This window comes from Bradyrhizobium sp. JYMT SZCCT0180 (assembly GCF_018130165.1).
Lineage (GTDB): Bacteria > Pseudomonadota > Alphaproteobacteria > Rhizobiales > Xanthobacteraceae > Bradyrhizobium.
This window is the reverse complement of sequence record NZ_JAFCLZ010000012.1, coordinates 1-21,552: the sequence shown is the minus strand read 5'-3', so window position 1 is coordinate 21,552 and position 21,552 is coordinate 1. Positions and strand designations below refer to the sequence as shown.

Here is a 21,552-nt window from a genome sequence, read left to right as displayed (position 1 = left end):
AATTAATAGCCGGCGGCTCGCCGCTATTCGCCTTCGTCGCCAGATCCGGCTTCGGCCAAAGCCTGCAGCGGCTCGGCCTTCAGTACAACGATCGCGCCGTGCTCTAGCCGTACCCAGTCGCGCGCCGCCCAGGCCCGCAACTGCTTGTTGATGCTTTCTCGCGTCATACCGACCATCTCGCTGATTTCCTGCTGGGTAATCGCAATAGTTCGGCCCTGCGGTTCAAGCTTGTGTTTCTCGGTTAAGCGAAGCAACGCGCTGGCCAGCCGACCCGGCAAATTTTGAAGGATAACCTGTTCGACCTGATCGCTGGTCCAGCGAATCCGCGTGCACAACAGTTCGATGAACTTCATCGCAAGGCCTGGCTGGCTGCGTACGAAGGGGATGAACTCGCGCCGGTCGATCGTGAAGAGCTCGCAAGCGGTGTTCGCGGTCGCGTCTGCAGAGCGGGCAGAACCGTCAAGCAGCGCGATCTCGCCAAAAATCTCCCCCGCCCCGATCAGGTTCAGGATTGCGTTGCGGCCGTCGGGCGAAGAAATACTGATCTTCACCGTGCCGGAGATAACGGCAAACAGGCTGTTGCCGGGATCTCCCTTGGCGAAGATCGTCGCCCCCCGCTTCAGCGTGACGTGTTTGGCGTAACGGCAGAGTTGATCGAAGGCTTCGGACTCGAGGTCGACAAAATAGGGATGCTTGCGCAAAACCGACAGTTTGCTGCTCGAAAATCCCTGAGCTTCACCCGTCCTTTGCTGAGGCACGCCAGTCAAACTCCAGAAACTGTTCGGGATGTAGCTCTTCCGTAATCAACGCCGGTTGGCTTTTCAACCGGAAAGCATCCTACTGCGTCGATTTAGCGGCCAAAACACGAAGGTAGCCCAGGCATTAACGCTCCGATAACCTTGGAACCCGCCATCGGATGGTACGGACATCCAGCTATCCCGTCACGCGGAAATAGCCGGACGCCATTGAGGCACCAATTTCGGGCCTGCAACAGACTTCGGCGACGCAACGCAGCTCCGACCGCTTCGCTCCGGCTTATTCGTTCGCGATTCCCATTTCCTTGATCACGCGCGCATATTTGGCAAGCTGATCACGCGTCATGACACGCAATTCTTCCGACGAACTGCCGCGCACCGCAAATCCCAGTTCCTCCAGCTTGCGGCGTACTTCGGGATCACCGACCGCCTTCAGCGCCTCGGCGTTCAACCGAGCGATGATCGCCTTCGGCGTGCCGGCAGGTGCAAGTATCGCAAACCATGAGTTGAAGAAAAATCCCGGCAAGCCGGATTCAGAGACGGTCGGCACGTCAGGGAATTGCGCCAATCTTTTCTCGGTAGTCACTCCGATCAGTTTGAGTTGGCCGCCGCGCACCAGGGCAGCGACCGTACCTAGCCCCTGGAAGCCGACAGGAATCTGGCCTGCGGCGACATCGGTTGCAGCCTGCGTTGCGCCCTTATAGGGCACGTGGGTCAGCGATATGCCGGCCGCGGAAGCAAACATCGCCATGGCCAAATGCTGCGGGCTTCCCGGGCCACCCGAGCCATAATCGATCTTGCCAGGCGTTGCTTTCGCGGCTGCGATCAGATCCGCCGCGCTCTTGAAGCTGGCCCGATTGCTGGCGACCAGCCCCCACTCCACGGTTGCAACCAGCGATACCGGTTCGAAATCCTTCAATATGTCCCAGCGCATCTTGGACTGCAGGTTGGGCACCATGGTCATGATGCTGTCGTTGAAGCCTCCGATCGTGTAGCCGTCCGGTTCAGCCCGCGCGACCTGCTCCGCCCCGATCATGCCTGACGCGCCAGGCTGATTCAGGATCACGAATTGCTGGCCCATATTGTCGGCCATTTTCTGCGTCACGATCCGCGCCGCGACATCGACGGCACTCGCTGCAGCCAGCGGCACAATCATCTTGATGGGCCGGTCCGGATAGGACGTCTGTGCGATCGCATTAGGGCTGAGGAGCAGCGCGAGCGCCGGAATCAACGAATGGAGCAGGCGCATTTCATGATTCTCCGCCGGCGGTCAGCATTTGGGATATGGGCCACTTCTTCCGGAGAATGATTGCTCCTCCACATCCAGCATGGCAATCTGGTCGGCGACGAAATGAAGAATGAGCCAGCGCGTCAATCGACATGCGAGGCAAGGAGAATGGCCCGGCACGAGGGAAGCCATCGATGGCGGAGCGACAACTTTCGAAAACGCCGCCGAAGGGTAGGCTTAGGAGCCTCCTAAAGCAATTTCCCATCTGGCCCGAAAAACGGGTGCGGACCGTCAAACGTCCCAATCGGCACCTGATGGGTGACGATGCTGCCGAAATCCTCGCCCGGAAACCAGGTGTGGAGGTGGAAGGCCGGCGGCTCCACCTTGAACGAGGGCGCGCGGAGTTCAGCAAGGTCAAGATCGACCGCGTGGTTCGGCGCCGGACAGATTGTGGTCGGCACACCCGCAAACATCGTCAAAGCGGCGCGGTGCACATGACCGGTGGCGATAAGTTGCATGCGCGGATGACGCCGAACGATGGGGGCGAGTTCGCTGGCGTTGAGGAGATTCTGGCGATCCATGTGCCAGATTCCGGCCTTGAACGGCGGATGATGCAGGAACAGCAGCGCCGGCCGATCGGGCGAAGCCGCCAGCGCCGCGTCAAGCCAGCGCAGCGTGGGCTCTTCGAGTTCGCCATGCGGCTTCTGGTGTACGCTTGAGTCCAGCAGCAGCAGATCCAGCCCGCCGATCTCAATCTTCTGATTGAGCGCCCCAGACGCCAAGGCATATGGTGCGGAGGGAAACGCATCGCGCATCAGCTGACGCGAGTCGTGATTGCCCGGAATGCCGGCGAATGGGATTTTCAATGGCGTCAGTAGCCACTTGAGGTGCTGATATTCCTCAGCCGTCGGCGTATCTACCAGATCACCCGATATCACCACAAAATCAGGCGCCGGCTGAAATTCGTTCAACGCCGCAACGCAATGTTCGAGGGCCCGGGCCGTATCGACCCGGCCATAGGCGAGCGAGCCCGGCGGCTTGATATGCAGATCGGAGATTTGGGCGATACGGACCGGATTTGGTGACATCAACGTTCTCAATTATTGGACGGCAGCAAACGGACCGCATCCGGCGAAATCAACAGCCCGACCCGTTCGCCGGCCTTGGCTTGTACCGTATTCGGCGCATCAACAGTAAATAGCCTATTGGATACTCCGCTTATCACCAGTCGTTGCCGGTCGCCAATAAAGCTGACGCTGTCGATGACGCCGGAAAGCGGGGCACTCCCTGTCTCTACTACGCGGATCGTTTCGGGACGAATCATGGCGACCGCCGCCGGCATACTTGCACCGCCTCCAATCGCCTGCCGCCCCCCGAGTAAAACAAGGTGACCATTCTCGATCGGGGACTCGATAATGTTCGCAGCACCGATGAATTCCGCCACGAAGCGACTTTGCGGCGTGAAGTAGATCTCGCGCGGCGTACCGATCTGGGCAATCGTTCCCTTCTGCATGACAACGACACGATCGCCGAGTTCCATCGCTTCGGCCTGGTCATGTGTCACGTAGATCGTGGTGATGCCAAGCGCGCGCAGCAGACGATTGAGTTCACCGCGTAACCGATCGCGCAGCGCCGCATCGAGCGCTGTCAAGGGTTCATCAAGCAGCAGGATACCCGGCCGGATCGCAACCGCTCGCGCCAGTGCCACGCGTTGGCGCTGCCCTCCGGAAAGCTGGTCGATGCGGCGATTCTCCAGCCCGGCAATGTTGGTCAGCGCGACCAGTTCGGCGACGCGCGCCGCACGCTCCTTGGCCGGCACACCGCGGATCTTCAAGCCGTAGCCGATGTTGTCAGATACGCTCATGTTGGGAAACAACGCATAGGACTGGAACACCATACCGACGTTGCGCCGTTCAATTGGTACCGATGTCATATCCTTGCCGTCGAACAGTACCTTGCCGCCGGGATCAGGCAATTCGAGGCCCGCGATGATACGAAGCATCGTGGTCTTGCCGCAGCCGGACGGACCTAGCAACACCAGCGTCTCACCGCGCGCAATATCGAGCGTCGCGGGCTCCAGCGCGCGCGTTCCATCAATAAACGTCTTGCCGCAGGCCTCAATACGCACCGAGGCGCCATGTCCGGCTGACGCGTTCATCTCTTCTGTTCCTTCTCGGCAAAGAATTGCATGGCCACCAGCAGCGGGATGATCATTACGAAGAATATCAACGTATAGGCCGACGCGACCTCGAGCCGCATCGAGGCGTAGCTGTCCGCAAGCCCGATGGGCAGCGTCTTGGTCAGGGGCGTATGAAGCATCCAGGTCAGGTTGAATTCGCCAAGCGAAAGCGTCACCACCATCAGGCTGCCGGCAAGTATCCCCGGCACGGCATTCGGCACGATCACGTCACGGAAACGCCGCCATGGTGATGCGCCGAGTGACGCCGCACCTTCGTCGAGCGTCTTGATATCGACAGTGGCAAATACCGCCATCACCGACCGCACCATAAAGGGCATGGTGAAAATGACGTGCCCCACCAGGATGAAGAGCCAAGAACGGCGGAAATCGCTGAAGCCCTGGTAGGTGAGCAGCAACGCCAGGGCAATTGCCAGACCTGGTATCGCCAGCGGCAGCGTGATGATCTCCTCGACGAGGCGCGACAGCCTCCCTCCCCGCACATGCAAGGCGTAGGCTGCGGGAACACCTATGGCCAGCGTCACGGCGAGAGTTGCAAAGGCGATCACGAATGACAGCAAGATAGTGCCGGCATAGAGCTGCCAGACCTGGACAACCCATTGCAGGGTTACGCCGGACTGGATACCGCGAAAATAGTTCACGGTAACGCCGGCGGAAATCGACAGGATTGCGGGCACCACCAGGAATGCGGCCACGATCAATGTAAAAATTAGCTGGCCGGTGAAGATCAGACGATCACGCATGGCTCATCCAGCCGCCGCAACTGCGCTGCCGCTGAAGGAGCGGGCCAGCGCCAGGATGAACCAGGTAATGATGCCGAGCCCGACCGACAGCGCGGCCGACGTCGAAAAATTCGCAGCCAGCGTGAACTCGGTATAGATCAGCATCGGCAACACATCGATGTTGGTCGCCAGCGTAAACGCCGTGCCAAACGCGCCCATCGCCGTCGCAAAGGCAATCGCACCGGAAGCGACGAAGGCCGGCGCCAACGCCGGCAACACGACATCGCGCTGCACCGCCCATGGACTCGCGCCCAGCGAACGGGCGGCCTCCTCGAGGCCGACGTCGAGCTTCTGCACCGCAGCCATGATGGTGAGGATGACGCGCGGGATCGAGAAATAGAGATAGCCGAGGAACAGCCCGTAGATCGAATAGGCAAAGACCAGCTTTTCGCCAAGCATGCGGTTGGAAAGATCGCCGATCAGCCCTTGGCGCCCGGCGAGCAGGATGATCAGGAAGCCGATAACGACGCCGGGAAACGCCAGCGGAAAAGTCAGCATCGCAATCAGTACGGCGCGGCCGGGAAAGCGATGCCTCTGCAGGAACATTCCAGCAATCGTCGCCACGATCAGCGTCACAATGGTGGTCGCGGCTGCCAGCGCCACCGTATTGATCAAGGTCGCGCGGTAACGCGGCTCGGTCAGGATCGCCAGATAGCCCGCGACGCCTTGCGGACCTTCCGCCCCGGTCACGACCAGCCGCGCCATCGGGAGCAGAAAAAACGCCGCCGTCACCACCGCAAGCGGCAGCAGGCACAACCAGACAAAGGATCTATGCGACATCAGCAGAAGGCGCCCCGGAGCTTCAGTTCTGACGAATCAGAACCGAAGCTCTACTTTATCGACGCGTTTTCTTCACGCGAACCGGTACCCACTTCGCTCGAAAACGCTCTAACCGGACGCCATATTGCCTCAGCGAACCTCGGCGAGATAGCGGTCGACGAAGCCTTTTTGCATGTTTTCCATCTGCCCCCAGTCGACATTTTTCGCGCGCGCATAGTCGCTGTCGGGCAGGAACTTCTTCTTCACGGCCTCAGGCAGTTCGATCGGCCGCGCGGGACGCAGATAGGCGTTGGTCCAAATAGCCTGCCCCTTGTCGGACAGAAGATAGTCGAGAACCTTTTTCGCCTTGTCCTTGTGCGCCGCGTTCTTGACGAGGCCAACGACGTAAGGAAACACCACAGAACCTTCGCAAGGGATCACAAATTCGAAATTGCCTTTCTCCGAGTATTTCGCGCGATAGGCGTTGAAATCGTAATCCAGCAGGATCGGCATCTCGCCCGAAACCACGCGGGCGTAGGATGTCTGCTTGGGGACGATCGGGTCATTCTTCTTCAGGTCCTTGAAGAAGCTGATCGCGGGATCAAAATTGGCTGCCGAGCCGCCAAGCGCCAGGTTGATCGCGACTGCACCGACATACCCGACTGCGGCCGAAGACGGATCGAGATAGCCGACCATACCCTTGTAGTCGGGCTTCAGGAGGTCCTTCCAGCAGGCCGGCACCGGCTTGCCACCAAGCGCATCCTTGTTCACGAACAGGCCAAGCGTGCCCGAATGAATCGTGGTCCAGAAGCCATCGGTATCCTTCAGGCCGGCGGGGACTTGATCCCAGTTGGCGGGCTTATAAGGCTCGAGGGCATCCTGCGCCTTGGCCTTCATGCCGAAGGTGACGCCAAAATAGCCGATATCGCCGACGGGGTTGCTCTTCTCGGCCAATATCTGAGCCAGCGCCTGACCGGAGTTCTTGTTGTCGTGCGGAATATCGTAATTGAGGTCGGCCTTGATCGCCTTGAGCATCGAGGCCCAGTCCGCCCATTCCGGGGGACAATTGTAGCAGATGACGTCGGCCGCTTTGGCGGATTGCCCGGGCGCGACTAGCGATAGCGCCAGCAAGGCAAGAACAAAGCGGACGGTCTTCATGGAAAACTCCGATTTAGTGAGGCCGTGAAAGGATTTCAGCACCAACCGGGGACCAAGTACAGGCCGCAGATGAAGGATTTGCGACAAACCATTTTGCTATGCAGCAAATGGCTGCCGCATCGCTTCAAGCATCCGGCAATTTCGCCCAACTGCGATTTCCGCTAGGCTCGCGCGTGAGAGGATCCGCTGCATGTATCAGCCCACCGGCGTCAGAACTTCACCCAAACTGCTCATCCCCGATCGCATGAAAGCCTGGGTTCTCGGCGACCCGGATCAACTCATCTTGCGGGACAAGCCGGTGCCCGTTCCCGCACGGGCTGAAGTCCTGGTCCGGATCGATGCAGTCGCGATCTGCGCGACCGACCTTGAGATCATTCATTCAGGTTCGCCCGCGAGCATTCAGGGCGGCCTGCCCTTCAACAAGAATTTTACGCCGGGCCACGAATACATGGGCACCGTCGCAGCTCTCGGGCCTGACGTCGATGAATTCACGATTGGAGAAAGGATCAGCGTGGAGATCCACGCCGGTTGCGGCCAGTGCAAGCGCTGTCGCCAGGGCATGTACACCTCATGCCTGAATTACGGCAAACCAGAGAAGGGTCACCGCGCCAATGGATTCACTACCGATGGCGGTTTTGCGGAGTATGCCGTCAACCACATCAATACGCTGGCGCGGGTGCCCGACACCATGAGCGATGCGGAGGCGACGCTGGTCGTCACCGCCGGCACCTCGATGTATGGCCTGACTGAATTGGGAGGGTTAGTGGCCGGCGAGAGCGTCGTGGTGATCGGCCCGGGGCCGATCGGATTGCTCGCGGTTGCCGTCGCCAAGGCGCTCGGCGCCAGCCCGGTGATACTGACGGGAACGCGCAACGGGCGGCTTGCGATCGGCAAAGATCTGGGCGCAGACCGCGTCGTCAATATCAACGACGAAGACGCAGTCGAGGTCGTCAAACAACTCACCGGCGGTATTGGCGCCGACTATGTGGTGGAATGCGCCGGGAATGAGGCCACAATCAATCAAGCTATTCATATGACCAATCGTGGCGGAAAAATTTGCCTCGCGGCGTTTCCGCATGATCCCGTCACGATGGATATCGCGCATCTCGTAAAGAACAACATCTATGCCTACGGCATTCGCGGCGAAGGTCGCAGCGCGACCCGCCGCGCTATGGCGCTGATGGCAGAAAAGCGCTTCGATGCAACGAAAATCCATACACACACATTTCCGCTGGCCGACCTGCCGACTGCGCTAAGATACGCGCGTGAGCGTGTTGACGATGCGATCAAGGTGGTCGTTACCAATCCGAAAGCGAGTTCGATCGCGAGCGCAGCAGCCGAGTGAACACTGGCTTAGCTCGTCGTTCGTCAGATTCGGCCCAATGCAGTCAGGATAATTTGGGGGGTCAGTGGAATTTCCGTAATGATCGTCCCAAAAGGGCTGAGCGCGTCATTGACTGCATTGGTTACCGCGGCCGCCGCTCCCGCCGTTCCGGCCTCGCCGGCGCCTTTCGCGCCTAATTCCGACTCCAGCGTCGGCGAGACCACGTGGCCAACATCAATATCCGGCATTTCGCCGGACATCGGCACCAGATAATCGGCCAAATTGGCGTTGGTGAGCTGGCCTCGCTCGTCATAAATGCATTTTTCGAACAGCGCGGCGCCAAGCCCCTGCACCACCCCGCCCCTGATCTGCTCGTCAACCAGCTGCGGATTGATAATCGTGCCGCAGTCCTCGACCACCCAGTGCTTCAACAATTTGACGAAGCCGGTGTCGGTATCGACCTCCAGCCACGAGGCCTGGACACCGTTAGTAAAGGCGAAGGGATATTCTCGCGGGACAAAATGCCGTGTCGCCATCAGTTCGGCCTGAATGCCGGGCGGCAGCGTATCGGGGCGAAAATAAACGATCCTGGCCAGCTCACTCAATTCAATGCGCGGCGCGCTATCGCTGACGTTCACGACATTATTGTTGACGATGTCGAGTTCGCCGGATGACGATTGCAGGATGGCGGCGGCGACATCGAGGATGTTCTTGCGCAGGACCTTGGTGGCCTGAAGCGCGGCCTCACCGCCGATGCCAGCGCCGCGCGAAGCCCACGTGCCGCCGCCATAGGGTGTATTGTCGGTATCACCGAGGATAACGCGCACACGGTCCATCGAGACACCGAGCACGCTGCCGACGATCTGGGCCGTGAGCGATTCCGATCCCTGCCCCTGCTCGGTGATGCTGGTTTGGCAGACCACGGCTCCCTGGGCATCGAGCCGCACCGCAACGCCATCCTGCGACGATATCTTGGCGCCGCCGACGCCATAGAATGCCGCGCTGGGATTGGTGACTTCGATAAAGCTGGCGATGCCGATGCCGCGATGAATGTTTCTGGCTCGCAACGTCGTCTGTTCCGCGCGCAGCGCGTCATAGTCCATCATCTTGATGAGTTTCGCCAACGCGGCATGATGCGACAATTGCTCGAAACGCAAACCCGAAGGCGAAGCACAGGGGTAAGCGTCATCCGCAATCAGGTTGCGTCGGCGAATTTCGACGGGATCCATGCCGATCTTCATCGCCGCCAGATCGACCAGACCCTCGGTTACCGAACAGGCGATTGGATGCCCGACCGCGCGATACTGACACATGACGTTCTTGTTCTGGAACACGACGCGGGCACGGGCGCGGTAGTTCTTGGTCGCATAGGGCCCACCGACCAGGTTGACGACCTGATTGGCCTCGATGGCGCTGGTTCGCGGGTACATTGAGTACGGCCCGATACCCGTGAGATCGTCGATCTCGAACGCCGTAATGGTGCCATCACATTTGACGCCGATCTTTCCCTTGCAGCGATGATCGCGCGCATGGATATCGGTGTTAAAACTCTCGACCCGGTCGGCGACGAATTTGACCGGCCGCCGCAGCAGTTTCGACAGTGCGTAGGTCGCCATTTCGTCGGCGTAGATGTGGACCTTGATACCGAAGGAGCCGCCGACGTCCTTGCAGACCACGCGGACCTGGGACTCCTGAAGACCGAGATGCAGCGCCGCAATATTCTGCACCATATGCGGCGCCTGCGTGCCCTGATAGATCGTGAGTCGCCCTTCGGCAGAGTTCCAGTCGGCAACTACCGAACGCGGCTCCAGCGTCACGCCGGTGTGCCGCCCAAAAATGAACTCTGCTTCCACCACCTCGTCGGAGGCAGCAAAGGCCGCGTCGACGGTGCCTGCATCATGATTACGCTCGAAGGCCAGATTGTCGCCGAGCGCAGGATGGATCACAGACGTTGTGGGATCGAGCGCTGTTTGCATGTCCGTCACAGCGTCGAGCTCCTCATACGCGACGGAGATATGTTCTGCCGCATCCTCGGCAGCGGCGCGGCTAGTGGCGATGATTGCGGCAACGGCTTCGCCCTGCCAGCACACCCGATCAACCGCGATCGCGCTTTGCGGCGCAGATTTGAGACCCTTCAAGTGCGAAAGCACCCCAACCCACGGCGTGATAACCGGGGCAATTTCCTGACCGGTGACGACGGCAATTACACCCGGCATGCGTTTTGCCGCTGCTGCGTCGATACCAGTGATTTTTGCATGAGCGTACGGCGACCGCAGGAACACAACATGCGCCATGCGCGGCAGTTCGATGTCGCTGACATACTGCCCGCGTCCTTGCATCAGCCGGTCGAGGTTCGGCCGCGGCACGGTCTTGCCGATATAGGAGTTCGGCCGGTCGAGTACCGAAAACGCGTCGCGATTCTCAGGTGTACGCGTCATGGCGCGCGTTCCGCGCGCAACCGCGCCGTCGTCTCGATCGCATCGATAATCGCTTGATAGCCGGTGCAACGGCAATAGTTGCCGGAAAGGTGCTCACGAATCTCTTCCCGATCCGGCTCTGGATTCTGTTTCAGCAGATCCTGCGCCGCCATCAACATTGCCGGTGTGCAGAAGCCGCATTGCAGAGCGTTGCGATCGCGGAACGCAGCCTGCAGATCCGCAATTTCACCGCTGTCGGATAAACCCTCAATCGTTTCGACCGAGCCTTCGTGGGCCTGTACCGCCAGTATCAGGCAGGAGCGCACGATCTCGCCATTGAGACGCACCGTACAGGCACCGCAAACCCCGTGCTCACACCCGACATGCGTGCCGGTCAATTTCAGATGCTCACGCAGGAAGTCGGCCAGGTTCAGCCGCGGCAGCACATGGGTGTCGATACGCTCGCCATTGACTTCGAGGAAAATGGGCACAGGGGTCATCGCGCGGGTAACCCCTGCAGATCGGGACGGGAAAGCAGCGTGGACACGCAACGCTGAAGTAATACTTGCGCGAGGTGCCGCCGCATGGCCGGGGTAGCCTGCTGATCCTCCTGGGGATCCAGCTCCTCGCCCAGTATCACGGAGGCTTTGGCCAGGACTTCCGGCGTGACCGCGACGTTAACGAGTTTCCCGGCGGCCCCGGCGAGCAAAGGCCGGTCGCCCACGGCAAAGAAACCGAGGCGGAGATCAGTGAACTGCCCGCCTACGATGGTCGACTGGGCCGCCAAGCCGACCATGGCATAGTCGCCGTGACGGCGGGCGAATTCATGGAAGAAGTGCGCGGAATCTTTCCGCGCGACAGGCAGTTCGACGGCAACCAGCAGTTCCTGTGGCGAAAGTGCCGTCTCGTAAATGCCGGTGAAGAATTCTTGAGCAGGGACTCGTCGCTCGCCCTGTGGCCCGCAAACAATGACGGTTGCGCCCAGCGCCACCATGCAAGCCGGCAATTCAGAGGCCGGATCCGCGTGCGCAAGGCTGCCGCCGAGCGTGCCGCGGTTGCGGATCGCCGGATGCGCGACATGAGAGGTAGCGTCCCTCAACAGAGGGGCATGGGTCGCAATTTCGGGAGATCTCAGGACGTCCACGTGACGCGTCAGCGCACGAACTGTTATGACGTCGCCTTTCACAAATATCCCGCGAAGCTCAGCCAATTCACCGATATCGACAATGAATTCGGGAGAGATCAGGCGCAGATTCATTGCCGGCATCAAGCTTTGGCCGCCGGATAACACCTTGGCCTTGTCGCCATATACAGCCAGCAATTCCAGCGCATTCACGACGCTGGTAGCGCGGGCGTAAGCGAAAGCCGAGGCTTTCATTTCGACGCAACCTCCCCCGGCAGCATATCGGCATTTTCTTTGGATTAGACGGCGACAATTTTCAAAGGTCAAGTTTGTTTATCGAGTGATTATTTCGGTGCCTGCAACTTTAGGACTTGTTATCATGTTGCGGTCGAAGCACGTTTCCCACCAAACGAAACGCCTGCCCTTGGGGAGGAGCAGACCATGAAGCTTGGGTTCTTCACGATGCCCATCCATCCTGTCGACAAGGATTGGCGGCTGTCTCTCAAGGAGGATCGCGAAGCCTTCCTGCTGGCCGACGAACTCGGGTACAGCGAAGCTTATGTCGGCGAGCACGTCACCGACAAAGCCGAGAACATCACATCCTGCATCGCATTCATCGCCTGGCTTGCCGCGGCGACCAAGCAAATCCAGCTCGGAACCGGCACCATCAACATGCCTAACATCCATCCGGCGGCGCTTGCAGCCTCGATCGCGATGCTCGATCACATGCTCGACGGCCGCCTGATCTTCGGTATCAGCCCCGGTGGGCTACTGTCGGACGCCGAAGTCTTCGGCAATCTCGACGCAGATCGCAACGCGATGTTCCTGGAGGCCATCAATCAGGTCCTTGATATCTGGGCAAGCGAGCCACCGTATAACCTCCAGGGCAAGTACTGGAATGTATCGGTGCAGAAGACGCTGATTGAGGACATTGGTCAGGGGTTTATCGCCCGCCCGCTACAACGGCCGCATCCGCCGATCGTAGTCACGGCGGTGGCGCCGTTCTCGAAAGGTGTGACCGAAGCCGCCGCACGCGGCTGGGATCCGATTTCGGCGAACTTTCTGATGCCGGCTTGGGTCAACAGCCATTGGCCGAAATACGTTGAAGGCTGCGAACGCGCCGGCCGCCCCGCAGAGACGGCGAACTGGCGGGTCGCCAAAAGCATATTTGTCGCCAAGGACGCCTCCACGGCAAAAGCCTATGCCACGGATCCGAACGGGCCGTATGTCTATTATTACCGTTCGCTATTCACCAAGTTGAAGCGCGGCGGCCGTATCGAACTGTTCAAAACACGCCGCGATCAGCCCGACGAGGAAGTGACGCTCGAGTCGATCTGCGACAAACTCATCATTTACGGCACGCCCGATAGCGTGGCCGACCAACTGTTGGGTTTTCAAGAGGAGACCGGGCCCTTTGGCACGCTCCTTTATGCCGGAAAGGACTGGAAGGATCGTGAGCTCGGACGCCAGTCGATGATCCTGATGGCCGAAAAAGTCATGCCGCGCATCAATACGGATATGTCCGGGAAGCCGTCCGGATAGATCAATTCATACAGGGAAAATCCACCGTGGCACTTAGTGATCGTATCCCCTATCAGGCCCAAATCGATCGACCAAAGCTGACGCTTCCCGGCGGCAAGAAGCTCGCAGTGTGGGTGATCCTCAATGTCGAGGAATGGCGGATCGAGAACGCGATGCCGCGGACGGTGCTGAGCCCGCCGATGGGACAGCCGCTGCTGCCTGACGTGCCGAACTGGTCCTGGCATGAATACGGCATGCGGGCCGGCTTCTGGCGGCAGTTCAAGGCGCTGACCGACCGCAAGATGCCGGTAACGCTGGCCCTGAATGCCAATGTCTGCAATTCCTATCCGCGCGTTGCGTCCGCCGCGCTCGAAGCCGGCTTCGAGTTTATGGGCCACGGATTCCTGCAGGGGCCGATGCACAAGCTCGACAATCAAGCCGATGCGATCAAGCGCTCCGTCGAAACAATCGCAAAATTTACCGGCAAATCACCGCGATCATGGGAGAGCCCTGGCCTAACCGAGACCGAGGAAACTCTCGATCTTCTGCGTCTCAACGGCATCGAATATCTGGCGGATTGGGTCATCGACGATCTGCCGCAGGATATCGCCACGCCCCACGGCACCATCACGACGATCCCTTATTCGGTCGAAACCAACGACATCGTCGTCCATGCGCTGCAACATCAGCCCTCCGAGCAATTCCTGAAGCGTGGCATGGATCAGTTCGACCGGCTCTATCTCGAAGGCGAATCGAACGCGCGGATCATGGCGATCTCGATCCATCCCTATATTACGGGGGTTCCGCATCGCATCAAATATCTGGAAGCGCTGCTGGACTACGTCATCAGCCATGACGGCGTGGCACTGATGACCGCAAGCGAGATCGGCGACTGGTATCGCGCGGAAACAGCCGGAAAATAACGGCGGGCTTATCCCACCACCTTGATAGGTGCGCGGCGGACGTCCGGCGAGGTTTCATTGACCCACTCGAAGCCGGCCAGAAAAACATCCAGCGCATCGCTGATGATGCGATCCTTGTCTTCGAGCACCGGCGATTCGTAGATGTATTTGCGGACGCCATAATAGAAGATGCCGCCGTGAAAGACCCAGGCCAGTTCGAGTTCGGTCGCACTCGGCTTGTTTTGCACGATAAGCCCGGCCTCATGACGGCACTCCCGGATGATCCGGGTCAGGATCTTGTCCTTGACCATGCCGACATACCAGCGATTGATGTCGAGACCTTTCAAGCCCGAATAGAGATAGATGCGAAGCCATTTCCGGGTGAAGATCGCGTCGGTATAGGCGCAATAGAATTCCAGCAGCCGGTCGCGAAGCGGCCGCGAGCGGTCGGTCAGCAGTTTCTCCCAGCCGGTTTCGAGCGGGTCGAGATAGACCGTGCGATAGACCTCCTTGATCAAGTCGTCCTTGCTTGGAAAGTAACGATAGAGCAGCGGCTGCGTTACACCAAGCCGCCGCGCCAGTGCCCGCGTTCCACCGCCAAATCCTTCTTCCGAGAAAAATTCGGTCGCCTTCGCAACAATTTCCCGGCGACGATCGTCGGGTGAGAGGCGCCTTTGCTTGGTGCCAGCACGTTTGGGCTGACCTTTTCTGCTCATCAGGATTTGCCGTCGTCGCCGGCAAGGAATCGGCCGAATCCGCCGCGTGCAAACAACAGCGGCTCCTGCCCATTATAAGTATAGGCCTCGACGGCTCCCAGAAAGATGATGTGGTCACCCCCGTAGTATCGATTGGCGGCACGACACTGAAAATTTGCAACGCTGTCAGCAAGCACCGGCGCGTTGCCGAGCCCCGGCGCCCAGCTCACGCCGGCGAATTTGTCGCCGGAGGATTTTGCGAATTGCGAGGCCAGCGTCTGCTGAGAAGCACCGAGAACATTGACTGCGAAATGGCTGGCGTTCTGGAAGATGGTCAAGCCCTGCGAGAACATGCCGAGGCTCCACAAGACCAGCGGCGGATTCAGCGAGACCGAGGCAAAGGAGTTGCAGGTCACGCCGTATGGCTTTCCGTCCGCCGCCATCGCTGTAACAATCGTGACGCCGGTAGCGAACGTACCGAGCGCATTACGAAAATCCCGGGGATCGATCGCCGAGTTGTCGCTGGCGAGTTCGTTAGCGGGATCGGCCGGATGTTTGGGTGCGTCGGACATCCACCTCGCCTCAGAGCGTCAGGTTTTCGGACGGCAGACCAAGCGCTACACGTCCATAATTGGTTCCCGCCGCATCGAAATTGAACGCGAGGTGCGAATTCACCGCGTGGGCATCGCGAAATTGCCGCTGCAACGCACCTGACGTAAACAGACTGCGTGCGCCGCTTGCAGCAAACAGCAGCGACACGGCGTCAGTGCAGAGGTTGACAGAAAACGCGCCGTCACGCCGCAACCGCGTCTTGTCTGCTATGTCCGGAACGTGGCCACGTCGAGCATCCGCCATGGCATCGATGCAATTCGTGCGCATGACCAGCCGCGCCGCGTCGATCTTGGCGGAGGCTTCCGCGATCTTGATCTGGGTCGTCTGCATATCGCTGAGCTTGGCACGATTATAGGTCGAGGCACGATGACGTGCGAATTCGACATAATCATTCAAACAGGCCTGTGCATTACCCAGACCGACGCCTGATAGTACATAAGGGAACAACGAGAATACCGGCAGCGCATAAAGGGCGTTTGGATTGACGGCACTCCCCGGGGTTAGCCCGCCGCCAAGATCGCTGACGGCGATCGTCATCTGCTCCGCGATAAAGGCGTCCGTGACCCTGACATCGTTCGATCCGGTCCCGCACAGGCCGGTCGCGTTCCAGGTATCGTTGATCTTGTAGTCGCTCTTGTTGAGCAGGAAGAGCCGGTATTCGATGCCATCGGCGTCGTCGTCGGACGAAACCACGCTGGCGAGCATGTTCCAATCGCAGGATTCGACGCCTGAGGAAAACGGCCAGTGGCCATTGAGCACATAACCGCCATCGACTTTTCTGGCCCGGCCGGCTGGAAAGATGAATGACGAGGCGATCAACGCATCGGCACCCTTGTTCCAGACGGCGTCCTGCGCATGCCGGTCAAACATGCCCAGCATCCAGTGATGGCTGGCAAGGTTGGCAAAGTTCCACGCTACGGAAGCATCCGCCTGCCCCAGCGCATCGGCGCAATCGACCAGGGCAACATAGTCGAGTTCGGCGCCGCCAACGCGTTTGGGCTGTACGATCCGGAACAGGCCGGCATCGTGCAAATCTCGCTCGGTCTCCGGTGGCAAACGCCGCAGTTCTTCAGTCCGGGCGGCACGCTCCCGCAGTTTCGGGATCAGTGCTCTGGCGCGGGCAACCACAGCGGCATAGCTGTCCGTACCCGGTCCCGCGAGCGAACTTGCATCTGGCCTGCGGCCGTCCCCTGCCATTAGCGCTTCCCTGCCCAATCCGTCGTTGCGAACCTAAAGCGGTTGAGCCTGGTCAGTCTATCGCCTCACCGCCAATGATCAAGGCGCGCGGAACATGGCTCTTCCGCCAATTTGGGCTGCGGCAACCTCTGCGCCAACGCTAGAAACGAAAAAGAACCCGGCGGCCGTCAGGCCACCGGGCGAGGAGTACTTCGAAAGAACGCTGGACGCTGGCTATCCAATGAGCTTGCGCCAATAAAGCGTATTTGGCCAAGCCCATGGGACTGGCGGCTGAAACAGCCGGTAGCCGGCGCGAATGAAATTATTGGCAGACGACAGATTGTCAGTCGTGTCCGAAATAACCGAGCACCATCCGTTGAGCCGCGCACGCCCCTCCACGGCGCCCATCAAACGAAGTTGCAACCGGCGTCCCCAGTGCTTTTTCAGCACTCCAACCCGGCAGAAATAGCCGGCATTGGACACGTGAGTCGAAGGGACAACTCCCGCAAAGCCAACCGGCTCCGTCTCGTCACGAGCGAGCCACCAATGCCCATGATCGAACTTTGGTATGGGGGCGCAATCCAAGAATGTCAGCCGATGAAGTTCCAGGAGCGTGTCAGCTATCTCATCGTCGTGCCCGTCAACCTCACGAATCCGGTACATTGGCCCTACCCACCTGATGCTGAAATTTGAGTTATCGTCGGATCGCATTCAGCAAACCGTCAGCAATGAATCTGGACACCACATCGATGAGCGTGGCTACGCAACATACGCTCAAGATACCCCGGTCGTGGCGCAGCTCCGCGATCACTTGCCAAGCGTAGCCTTGATGCCGAGCCAGACCGCACCGACAAATCCGGTGACAATTACAGTGATCACTGCTTTGAATGTATAGCTCTGCATCCCTCGAAAAATGACGATGCCGTCTCCGGGCGTTTCGATCTTGTCGCTGTAGAGCTTGAAACCGCTGCCGATGCCGAGTGCGGCGATCTTGCTCTCGATCAACCGCTTGCTCGACTGCGCCAATGTCCGTTGCGCCTCGCGAATGCAGACCGCGAGCGTGCCGCGTTCGGCCTGACACGTCTCAACCAGCAGCTCTCCGAAAAAATGCGATTTTCCGGAGCCTCTGCCGCCAAAGGCTCCGCGGTACCTGCTGGGCCGAAGCAACGGTTCAAATACCTTCGCTGTCGGGATTTTCAGGATTGACGATGTGCCGTTCGATGCGTTGGGGAGGCCCGCCCGGGACTTCATTGCCGCTCTCCTGTGGTTGCGCGGCCTTGCCCCAGCCGCGATCGAGGACGGCGTTGGCCGCCGAGACGCGCGCCGCAGGCGTCGCATCCTTGCTTTGCATGATTTTGACGAGGACGTTGATGGCCGTCTTGGTCTGGCTCCGTGCCAGTGAGCGGATGTCTGCCAAGGGTTTCCTCACCGTGTCTCGTCATGATCTGCCGCGACGTATTCGCACCGCGTAAGGTCGGTCGGGTCCGCCGCAGGCTCGTGCACCGCGGAGCGGAACGCGATCGTCGGGAAATCGGTCTGTTCATGATCATGCCTGGGGCGCGGGATGAACTGGATGATTTCGGCACTCATGAGGGATCCTCCCATAGCGCGATTGCAATCAGGCCGATCAGCGCGAGCGATATCAGATATGCGGTCATCGGCTTCTCTCTGAAAATATATGCGCGGCATGATCGCTGGGGTGCGATCATTTCGGGCGCGAACCGTATCCCTGATACAGGGGCCGCTTGCGGTCGTGACCTTGGCCACGCCGCACGCCGGCACGTTCGCGCGCGCCGGCTGATGATGATCTCAAGGTTCGGACGACGGCGCGCCCGCGACGCCTCAGGCGACGGGCGTTGGGAGTTGGGGCGTCGTGACAAGCGGCCGCCGTCCGATTGGAAATTTCAAACAAAAAGCCCGCGGCGGATTTCTCCGCCCGGGCTCTGCATGATTTTCGCGATGATGATATTCAGCCGGTGATTTGCCCGACGTGTCAAATTCTTTTTCAGGCCGTCAATCAATTGCGAAAAATCAGGGAACATCGATGCGACAGGACTCGCCTGACAATAAGGCGCGAGCCGACGGGAATTTTGATCTTCAAGACTATCGCTGCTGCGCGGCAAGCAAACGCGCGAGCAGCCCGCCGGGCGGCGGCGCATCCGGATTGTCGGGATCGAAGCCCGTAAGTGCCGCGATCCGACCTGCAAGGCCACCCATCGGGCTTGGACTGTCCGAGGGAGCGAGCGATGCTCCCGGTGCGCCACGCTCGAATATGGGAGCCTGCGGTTCGTTGGCGCTCAGCTGGTTCAGATGTTGAATGTACTCCAACAACGTGGAGGCCGTTGGACCCTGGGATTGCCCCGGCCTGGACGAAGAGCTGCTTCCACCGGCTGCGCGGGACAAGGCATCGTTTCCGCTGACGAAGGCGTTTCGGCGTTGCGGCGGCGGCGCCGCCCGCATCGGATGTACCGGATCGAGGCCCGCCAGAGCCGCGGCCCAGTCGGTGCGGCCGCTAGAGGCGTTCAGTTGATCGGGAAGAACGAACTGCGCGGCCGGAGCGCCGGTGTCGAAAACGGACGCCGGCGGCGGATTGCCATCCCGCCGGCTGACATACCGCATCGGCTTGGTGCCGATGCCAGGCGCTTCGGAAAAGTCTGTCGATCCCCGGATCGGTGGTGGTGTCGTCCACAACGGCATCGGCTTGCCGCTGGATATCCCAGGCGGCCAGCCCGGTTCAGCCTGCGGCAGAGGCAGGTTCGGATTACGCGGCGTCATGCCGACAGGCGAAGAGGTCCAGTTTCCGAAGCGGTCGCTCGGCGGCTCATCAGCAATCATCCGTTCGAGGTGGCGAATAGGACGGCCCCCTAAGATATTGCCCTTGCCCTCCGAAACATCAACAGGCGGATCAGCTGAACGAGGACCAATCGGAGCTTCGAACGGCTCGTTCAACCCTGGGGTAAAGTAATCCAGAAGTTCCCCCGCAGGACCCAGCGGATCACGCGCCACACCCGTTGCGGGTGGGAGCTCACCAGCTCGCAAGACCGCGGCAGCAAACGAATTGCTGTTCTGATGCTGACCACGATAGGCGATCCCCGCGCGGTTCACGCCATCCGCAAAGAGGCGCATTCGCGCGAGATGACCGCTGAGATCATCGCCCTCAGCAATTACTTCATAAGGCGCATTTGGATCGTCGCTTTCCCTTTTTTGCTTGTCGAACACGTTCAGGTCGCGAACCATCGCGTTCATTCTACCGAAGCTTGAAGGGGCGCTTCCCGTCCGAAATATCTCTCCAATGACGTTGCCCGCCTTTTCCAGTCCACTCAGTTTGTCAAATTCCGGCGCTACTTCGACAACAACGTGCTTGATTAACTCGCCGGATAGACTCGTGCGCTCGTAGTGAATCGCCGTGTGAAAGCTTCCCGGAGCTCCGGTCGGGGTATAGGTGACATAGATTCGATCTGCCATAACTACAATTTCTCCAGCTGCGCCTTTGATGATTCTCTAGTCAGGAAAATGGAGGGGGAGGAGGGTGACGCGAGCCGATGTAAGGATCAGTAATCTTCCCCGTGTTTTTTTCGAACACGAAGCCGATCCTCCAGTCGAGGTTGTCAAAAGCGATGCTGTATTTCGCAGGATTTTCGGGAAGCGGCACAAGAAACTTTGACGCCCTTACGATCCGGATCACTTCTTCAACGCGACATCCCGTTTCGGGCAGGTACCTCCTCATCGCTGCCGACATGAATCGCGTTGGAGGGTCCTGGGCAAGAAATTCATCGATCGACTCGACGAACCGCTCCAGTTTTTGTGCACACAATGTGGCGCGCGCTTGTCCCGGTCCTCGCGGCGACTTCGGCGTTGCACCTGGAAGAAATAGCCTTACGCTGGAGTTGGTCTCGTAGCGCTTCAGTTCGATATCTGCACCATCGACGCTTGCGCATCCGAAATTTGCGACGGACAAACCCGCCCGCCAGCTCAATTGCAGGATGAGCGCAGAATCATGCGAGAGCAGAACAATGGATGAATGTTCGTCGTCGTTGAACACATCCGCCGGCCCGCCGGCAGCCCGAAGCGCGACCTTGAATTCGGTGTCCTTGGCGGCAAACCACTGCTGCGCATCCTTCAGGGCATGAACGTAATCGCCAGCGAAACACACCTTGAGGAATTTCGGATTCTTTACCTGAAGACTCGAAACGCCGACCTCGAATTCCTCGTCAAGATCCGACAACTTCGAAACCGATATCCTGCTGACATTGCTGTCGCGATAAGAAGAATACAGAAGAAATCCGAACACGAGAACCGTTCCATAAACGGCCAGCAAGACGATTATTCTTACTATAATCTGATCGACAGTTAGCGGGATAAGCGTTCGAGATTCGAATGCCATGTCAGGCTCCCAACGCAGCAGACAGTGATCGAGTAAAAGTCACTCGACAGAGTTGCTAGGGGTTATCCTGGTTCTTTCCGCGCGCTTTCTCATTAGCTTCCGCTGAAAATTTCAGGATATTTTGTGCAGGCTGCTTGTCCGACACGACCAGTCCGGCGTCTTGGCTGTCGGAAACCGTTTACCTGAGGTACGGGACGGATGACATCGGCGCTCATGAAGGGACCACACGGCGATTCCAATCAGGCCGATCAGCGCGAGCGATACGCGGTCATCGGCTTATCGCTGGAATAAAAAGTGCGGCATGATCGCTGCCGTGCGATCATTTCGGGCGCGAACCGTATCCCTGCTACAGGGGCCGCTTGCGGCCGTGGCTTGTTCACCACGCCGCACGCCGGCACGTTCGCGCGCGCCGGCTAACGATGACTTCAAAGGTTCGGACGACGGCGCGCCCGCGACGCCTCAGGCGACGGGCGTTGGGAGTTGGGGCGTCGTGACAAGCGGCCGCCGTCCGATTGGAAA

The 21,552-nt window shown here is 59.4% G+C and carries 22 protein-coding genes; 4 read left to right on the top strand and 18 right to left on the bottom strand.

Annotated features, from left to right (window positions below; genetic code table 11):
- Positions 1–23 precede the first annotated feature (23 nt).
- The 7 genes from JQ641_RS18530 to JQ641_RS18500 all read right to left on the bottom strand — a co-directional run bounded on the left by JQ641_RS18530 (position 24) and on the right by JQ641_RS18500 (position 6,879).
- A complete protein-coding gene (locus JQ641_RS18530; protein WP_211997426.1) occupies positions 24–758 on the bottom strand; it encodes a Crp/Fnr family transcriptional regulator in 735 nt (244 codons plus the stop codon).
- Between the two features lie 277 nt (positions 759–1,035).
- Positions 1,036–2,004, bottom strand: coding sequence for a Bug family tripartite tricarboxylate transporter substrate binding protein (locus JQ641_RS18525; RefSeq protein ID WP_211997425.1), 969 nt, complete (start codon positions 2,002–2,004; stop codon positions 1,036–1,038).
- A gap of 227 nt (positions 2,005–2,231) precedes the next feature.
- Positions 2,232–3,071 (bottom strand): phosphodiesterase, encoded by an 840-nt coding sequence (locus tag JQ641_RS18520; RefSeq protein ID WP_211997424.1) that lies wholly within the window; start codon positions 3,069–3,071, stop codon positions 2,232–2,234.
- An 8-nt stretch (positions 3,072–3,079) separates the two neighbouring features.
- Positions 3,080–4,141, bottom strand: a complete 1,062-nt coding sequence (locus JQ641_RS18515; protein WP_211997423.1) for an ABC transporter ATP-binding protein — start codon at positions 4,139–4,141, stop codon at positions 3,080–3,082.
- Positions 4,138–4,923 carry an ABC transporter permease gene (locus tag JQ641_RS18510; RefSeq protein ID WP_192738636.1) on the bottom strand — a complete coding sequence of 262 codons (786 nt, stop codon included), beginning with the start codon at positions 4,921–4,923 and terminating at the stop codon, positions 4,138–4,140. Before JQ641_RS18510 ends, JQ641_RS18515 begins: the two co-directional genes overlap by 4 nt.
- A gap of 3 nt (positions 4,924–4,926) precedes the next feature.
- Complete coding sequence (locus tag JQ641_RS18505) at positions 4,927–5,742, bottom strand: ABC transporter permease (RefSeq protein ID WP_211997422.1); 816 nt, start codon at positions 5,740–5,742, stop codon at positions 4,927–4,929.
- Positions 5,743–5,871: 129 nt separating this feature from the next.
- Positions 5,872–6,879 carry an ABC transporter substrate-binding protein gene (locus JQ641_RS18500; protein ID WP_211997421.1) on the bottom strand — a complete coding sequence of 336 codons (1,008 nt, stop codon included), beginning with the start codon at positions 6,877–6,879 and terminating at the stop codon, positions 5,872–5,874.
- A 190-nt stretch (positions 6,880–7,069) separates the two neighbouring features.
- On the opposite strand from JQ641_RS18500, the gene JQ641_RS18495 reads away from it, so the two are divergent.
- Positions 7,070–8,224, top strand: a complete 1,155-nt coding sequence (locus JQ641_RS18495; protein ID WP_211997420.1) for a zinc-dependent alcohol dehydrogenase — start codon at positions 7,070–7,072, stop codon at positions 8,222–8,224.
- A 23-nt stretch (positions 8,225–8,247) separates the two neighbouring features.
- Here JQ641_RS18495 and JQ641_RS18490 read toward each other — a convergent pair whose 3' ends face one another.
- The 3 genes from JQ641_RS18490 to JQ641_RS18480 are packed head-to-tail and all read right to left on the bottom strand — an operon-like array spanning position 8,248 to position 11,998.
- Entirely contained in the window at positions 8,248–10,641 is a 2,394-nt protein-coding gene (locus tag JQ641_RS18490) for a xanthine dehydrogenase family protein molybdopterin-binding subunit (RefSeq protein WP_211997419.1), read from the bottom strand.
- Positions 10,638–11,120 (bottom strand): (2Fe-2S)-binding protein, encoded by a 483-nt coding sequence (locus JQ641_RS18485; protein WP_211997418.1) that lies wholly within the window; start codon positions 11,118–11,120, stop codon positions 10,638–10,640. Before JQ641_RS18485 ends, JQ641_RS18490 begins: the two co-directional genes overlap by 4 nt.
- Positions 11,117–11,998 carry an FAD binding domain-containing protein gene (locus JQ641_RS18480; protein ID WP_211997417.1) on the bottom strand — a complete coding sequence of 294 codons (882 nt, stop codon included), beginning with the start codon at positions 11,996–11,998 and terminating at the stop codon, positions 11,117–11,119. The genes JQ641_RS18485 and JQ641_RS18480 overlap by 4 nt, the downstream gene beginning before the upstream one ends.
- A gap of 186 nt (positions 11,999–12,184) precedes the next feature.
- On the opposite strand from JQ641_RS18480, the gene JQ641_RS18475 reads away from it, so the two are divergent.
- A complete protein-coding gene (locus JQ641_RS18475) occupies positions 12,185–13,285 on the top strand; it encodes an LLM class flavin-dependent oxidoreductase (protein ID WP_211997416.1) in 1,101 nt (366 codons plus the stop codon).
- A gap of 26 nt (positions 13,286–13,311) precedes the next feature.
- A complete protein-coding gene (locus JQ641_RS18470; RefSeq protein ID WP_211997415.1) occupies positions 13,312–14,187 on the top strand; it encodes a polysaccharide deacetylase family protein in 876 nt (291 codons plus the stop codon).
- A gap of 8 nt (positions 14,188–14,195) precedes the next feature.
- Here JQ641_RS18470 and JQ641_RS18465 read toward each other — a convergent pair whose 3' ends face one another.
- From JQ641_RS18465 to JQ641_RS18440, 6 genes are all read right to left on the bottom strand, one after another.
- The gene (locus tag JQ641_RS18465) at positions 14,196–14,882 is read right to left on the bottom strand and encodes a TetR/AcrR family transcriptional regulator (protein ID WP_211997414.1); all 687 of its coding nucleotides are present in this window, start codon (positions 14,880–14,882) and stop codon (positions 14,196–14,198) included.
- Positions 14,882–15,433 carry a flavin reductase family protein gene (locus tag JQ641_RS18460; protein WP_211997413.1) on the bottom strand — a complete coding sequence of 184 codons (552 nt, stop codon included), beginning with the start codon at positions 15,431–15,433 and terminating at the stop codon, positions 14,882–14,884. The genes JQ641_RS18465 and JQ641_RS18460 overlap by 1 nt, the downstream gene beginning before the upstream one ends.
- Positions 15,434–15,443: 10 nt before the next feature.
- On the bottom strand, positions 15,444–16,670 hold the full coding sequence (locus tag JQ641_RS18455) for an acyl-CoA dehydrogenase family protein (protein WP_211997412.1): 1,227 nt from the start codon (positions 16,668–16,670) through the stop codon (positions 15,444–15,446).
- A 213-nt stretch (positions 16,671–16,883) separates the two neighbouring features.
- Positions 16,884–17,312 (bottom strand): GNAT family N-acetyltransferase, encoded by a 429-nt coding sequence (locus JQ641_RS18450; protein WP_211997411.1) that lies wholly within the window; start codon positions 17,310–17,312, stop codon positions 16,884–16,886.
- Positions 17,313–17,456: 144 nt separating this feature from the next.
- Positions 17,457–17,900 carry a phage terminase large subunit gene (locus JQ641_RS18445; RefSeq protein WP_211997410.1) on the bottom strand — a complete coding sequence of 148 codons (444 nt, stop codon included), beginning with the start codon at positions 17,898–17,900 and terminating at the stop codon, positions 17,457–17,459.
- Positions 17,821–18,066 carry a hypothetical protein gene (locus tag JQ641_RS18440; RefSeq protein ID WP_249150531.1) on the bottom strand — a complete coding sequence of 82 codons (246 nt, stop codon included), beginning with the start codon at positions 18,064–18,066 and terminating at the stop codon, positions 17,821–17,823. The genes JQ641_RS18445 and JQ641_RS18440 overlap by 80 nt, the downstream gene beginning before the upstream one ends.
- A gap of 125 nt (positions 18,067–18,191) precedes the next feature.
- On the opposite strand from JQ641_RS18440, the gene JQ641_RS18435 reads away from it, so the two are divergent.
- Positions 18,192–18,629, top strand: a complete 438-nt coding sequence (locus JQ641_RS18435) for a hypothetical protein (RefSeq protein ID WP_211997408.1) — start codon at positions 18,192–18,194, stop codon at positions 18,627–18,629.
- Between the two features lie 123 nt (positions 18,630–18,752).
- Here the strand turns inward: JQ641_RS18435 and JQ641_RS18430 are convergent, their stop codons facing one another.
- Complete coding sequence (locus tag JQ641_RS18430; protein ID WP_211997407.1) at positions 18,753–20,114, bottom strand: hypothetical protein; 1,362 nt, start codon at positions 20,112–20,114, stop codon at positions 18,753–18,755.
- A gap of 40 nt (positions 20,115–20,154) precedes the next feature.
- Positions 20,155–20,967, bottom strand: coding sequence for a hypothetical protein (locus JQ641_RS18425; protein WP_211997406.1), 813 nt, complete (start codon positions 20,965–20,967; stop codon positions 20,155–20,157).
- Positions 20,968–21,552 lie beyond the last annotated feature (585 nt).

What these genes read in the sequence shown, in the direction of transcription:
- JQ641_RS18465 (WP_211997414.1), bottom strand. Translation starts at nt 14,882, where the DNA reads ATGAGCAGAAAAGGTCAGCCCAAACGTGCTGGCACCAAGCAAAGGCGC.
- JQ641_RS18450 (WP_211997411.1), bottom strand. Translation starts at nt 17,312, where the DNA reads ATGTACCGGATTCGTGAGGTTGACGGGCACGACGATGAGATAGCTGAC.
- JQ641_RS18480 (WP_211997417.1), bottom strand. Translation starts at nt 11,998, where the DNA reads ATGAAAGCCTCGGCTTTCGCTTACGCCCGCGCTACCAGCGTCGTGAAT.
- JQ641_RS18495 (WP_211997420.1), top strand. Translation starts at nt 7,070, where the DNA reads ATGTATCAGCCCACCGGCGTCAGAACTTCACCCAAACTGCTCATCCCC.
- JQ641_RS18505 (WP_211997422.1), bottom strand. Translation starts at nt 5,742, where the DNA reads ATGTCGCATAGATCCTTTGTCTGGTTGTGCCTGCTGCCGCTTGCGGTG.
- JQ641_RS18500 (WP_211997421.1), bottom strand. Translation starts at nt 6,879, where the DNA reads ATGAAGACCGTCCGCTTTGTTCTTGCCTTGCTGGCGCTATCGCTAGTC.
- JQ641_RS18525 (WP_211997425.1), bottom strand. Translation starts at nt 2,004, where the DNA reads ATGCGCCTGCTCCATTCGTTGATTCCGGCGCTCGCGCTGCTCCTCAGC.
- JQ641_RS18455 (WP_211997412.1), bottom strand. Translation starts at nt 16,670, where the DNA reads ATGGCAGGGGACGGCCGCAGGCCAGATGCAAGTTCGCTCGCGGGACCG.
- JQ641_RS18475 (WP_211997416.1), top strand. Translation starts at nt 12,185, where the DNA reads ATGAAGCTTGGGTTCTTCACGATGCCCATCCATCCTGTCGACAAGGAT.
- JQ641_RS18430 (WP_211997407.1), bottom strand. Translation starts at nt 20,114, where the DNA reads ATGGCAGATCGAATCTATGTCACCTATACCCCGACCGGAGCTCCGGGA.
- JQ641_RS18460 (WP_211997413.1), bottom strand. Translation starts at nt 15,433, where the DNA reads ATGTCCGACGCACCCAAACATCCGGCCGATCCCGCTAACGAACTCGCC.
- JQ641_RS18515 (WP_211997423.1), bottom strand. Translation starts at nt 4,141, where the DNA reads ATGAACGCGTCAGCCGGACATGGCGCCTCGGTGCGTATTGAGGCCTGC.
- JQ641_RS18485 (WP_211997418.1), bottom strand. Translation starts at nt 11,120, where the DNA reads ATGACCCCTGTGCCCATTTTCCTCGAAGTCAATGGCGAGCGTATCGAC.
- JQ641_RS18435 (WP_211997408.1), top strand. Translation starts at nt 18,192, where the DNA reads ATGATCATGCCTGGGGCGCGGGATGAACTGGATGATTTCGGCACTCAT.
- JQ641_RS18510 (WP_192738636.1), bottom strand. Translation starts at nt 4,923, where the DNA reads ATGCGTGATCGTCTGATCTTCACCGGCCAGCTAATTTTTACATTGATC.
- JQ641_RS18520 (WP_211997424.1), bottom strand. Translation starts at nt 3,071, where the DNA reads ATGTCACCAAATCCGGTCCGTATCGCCCAAATCTCCGATCTGCATATC.
- JQ641_RS18490 (WP_211997419.1), bottom strand. Translation starts at nt 10,641, where the DNA reads ATGACGCGTACACCTGAGAATCGCGACGCGTTTTCGGTACTCGACCGG.
- JQ641_RS18445 (WP_211997410.1), bottom strand. Translation starts at nt 17,900, where the DNA reads ATGAAGTCCCGGGCGGGCCTCCCCAACGCATCGAACGGCACATCGTCA.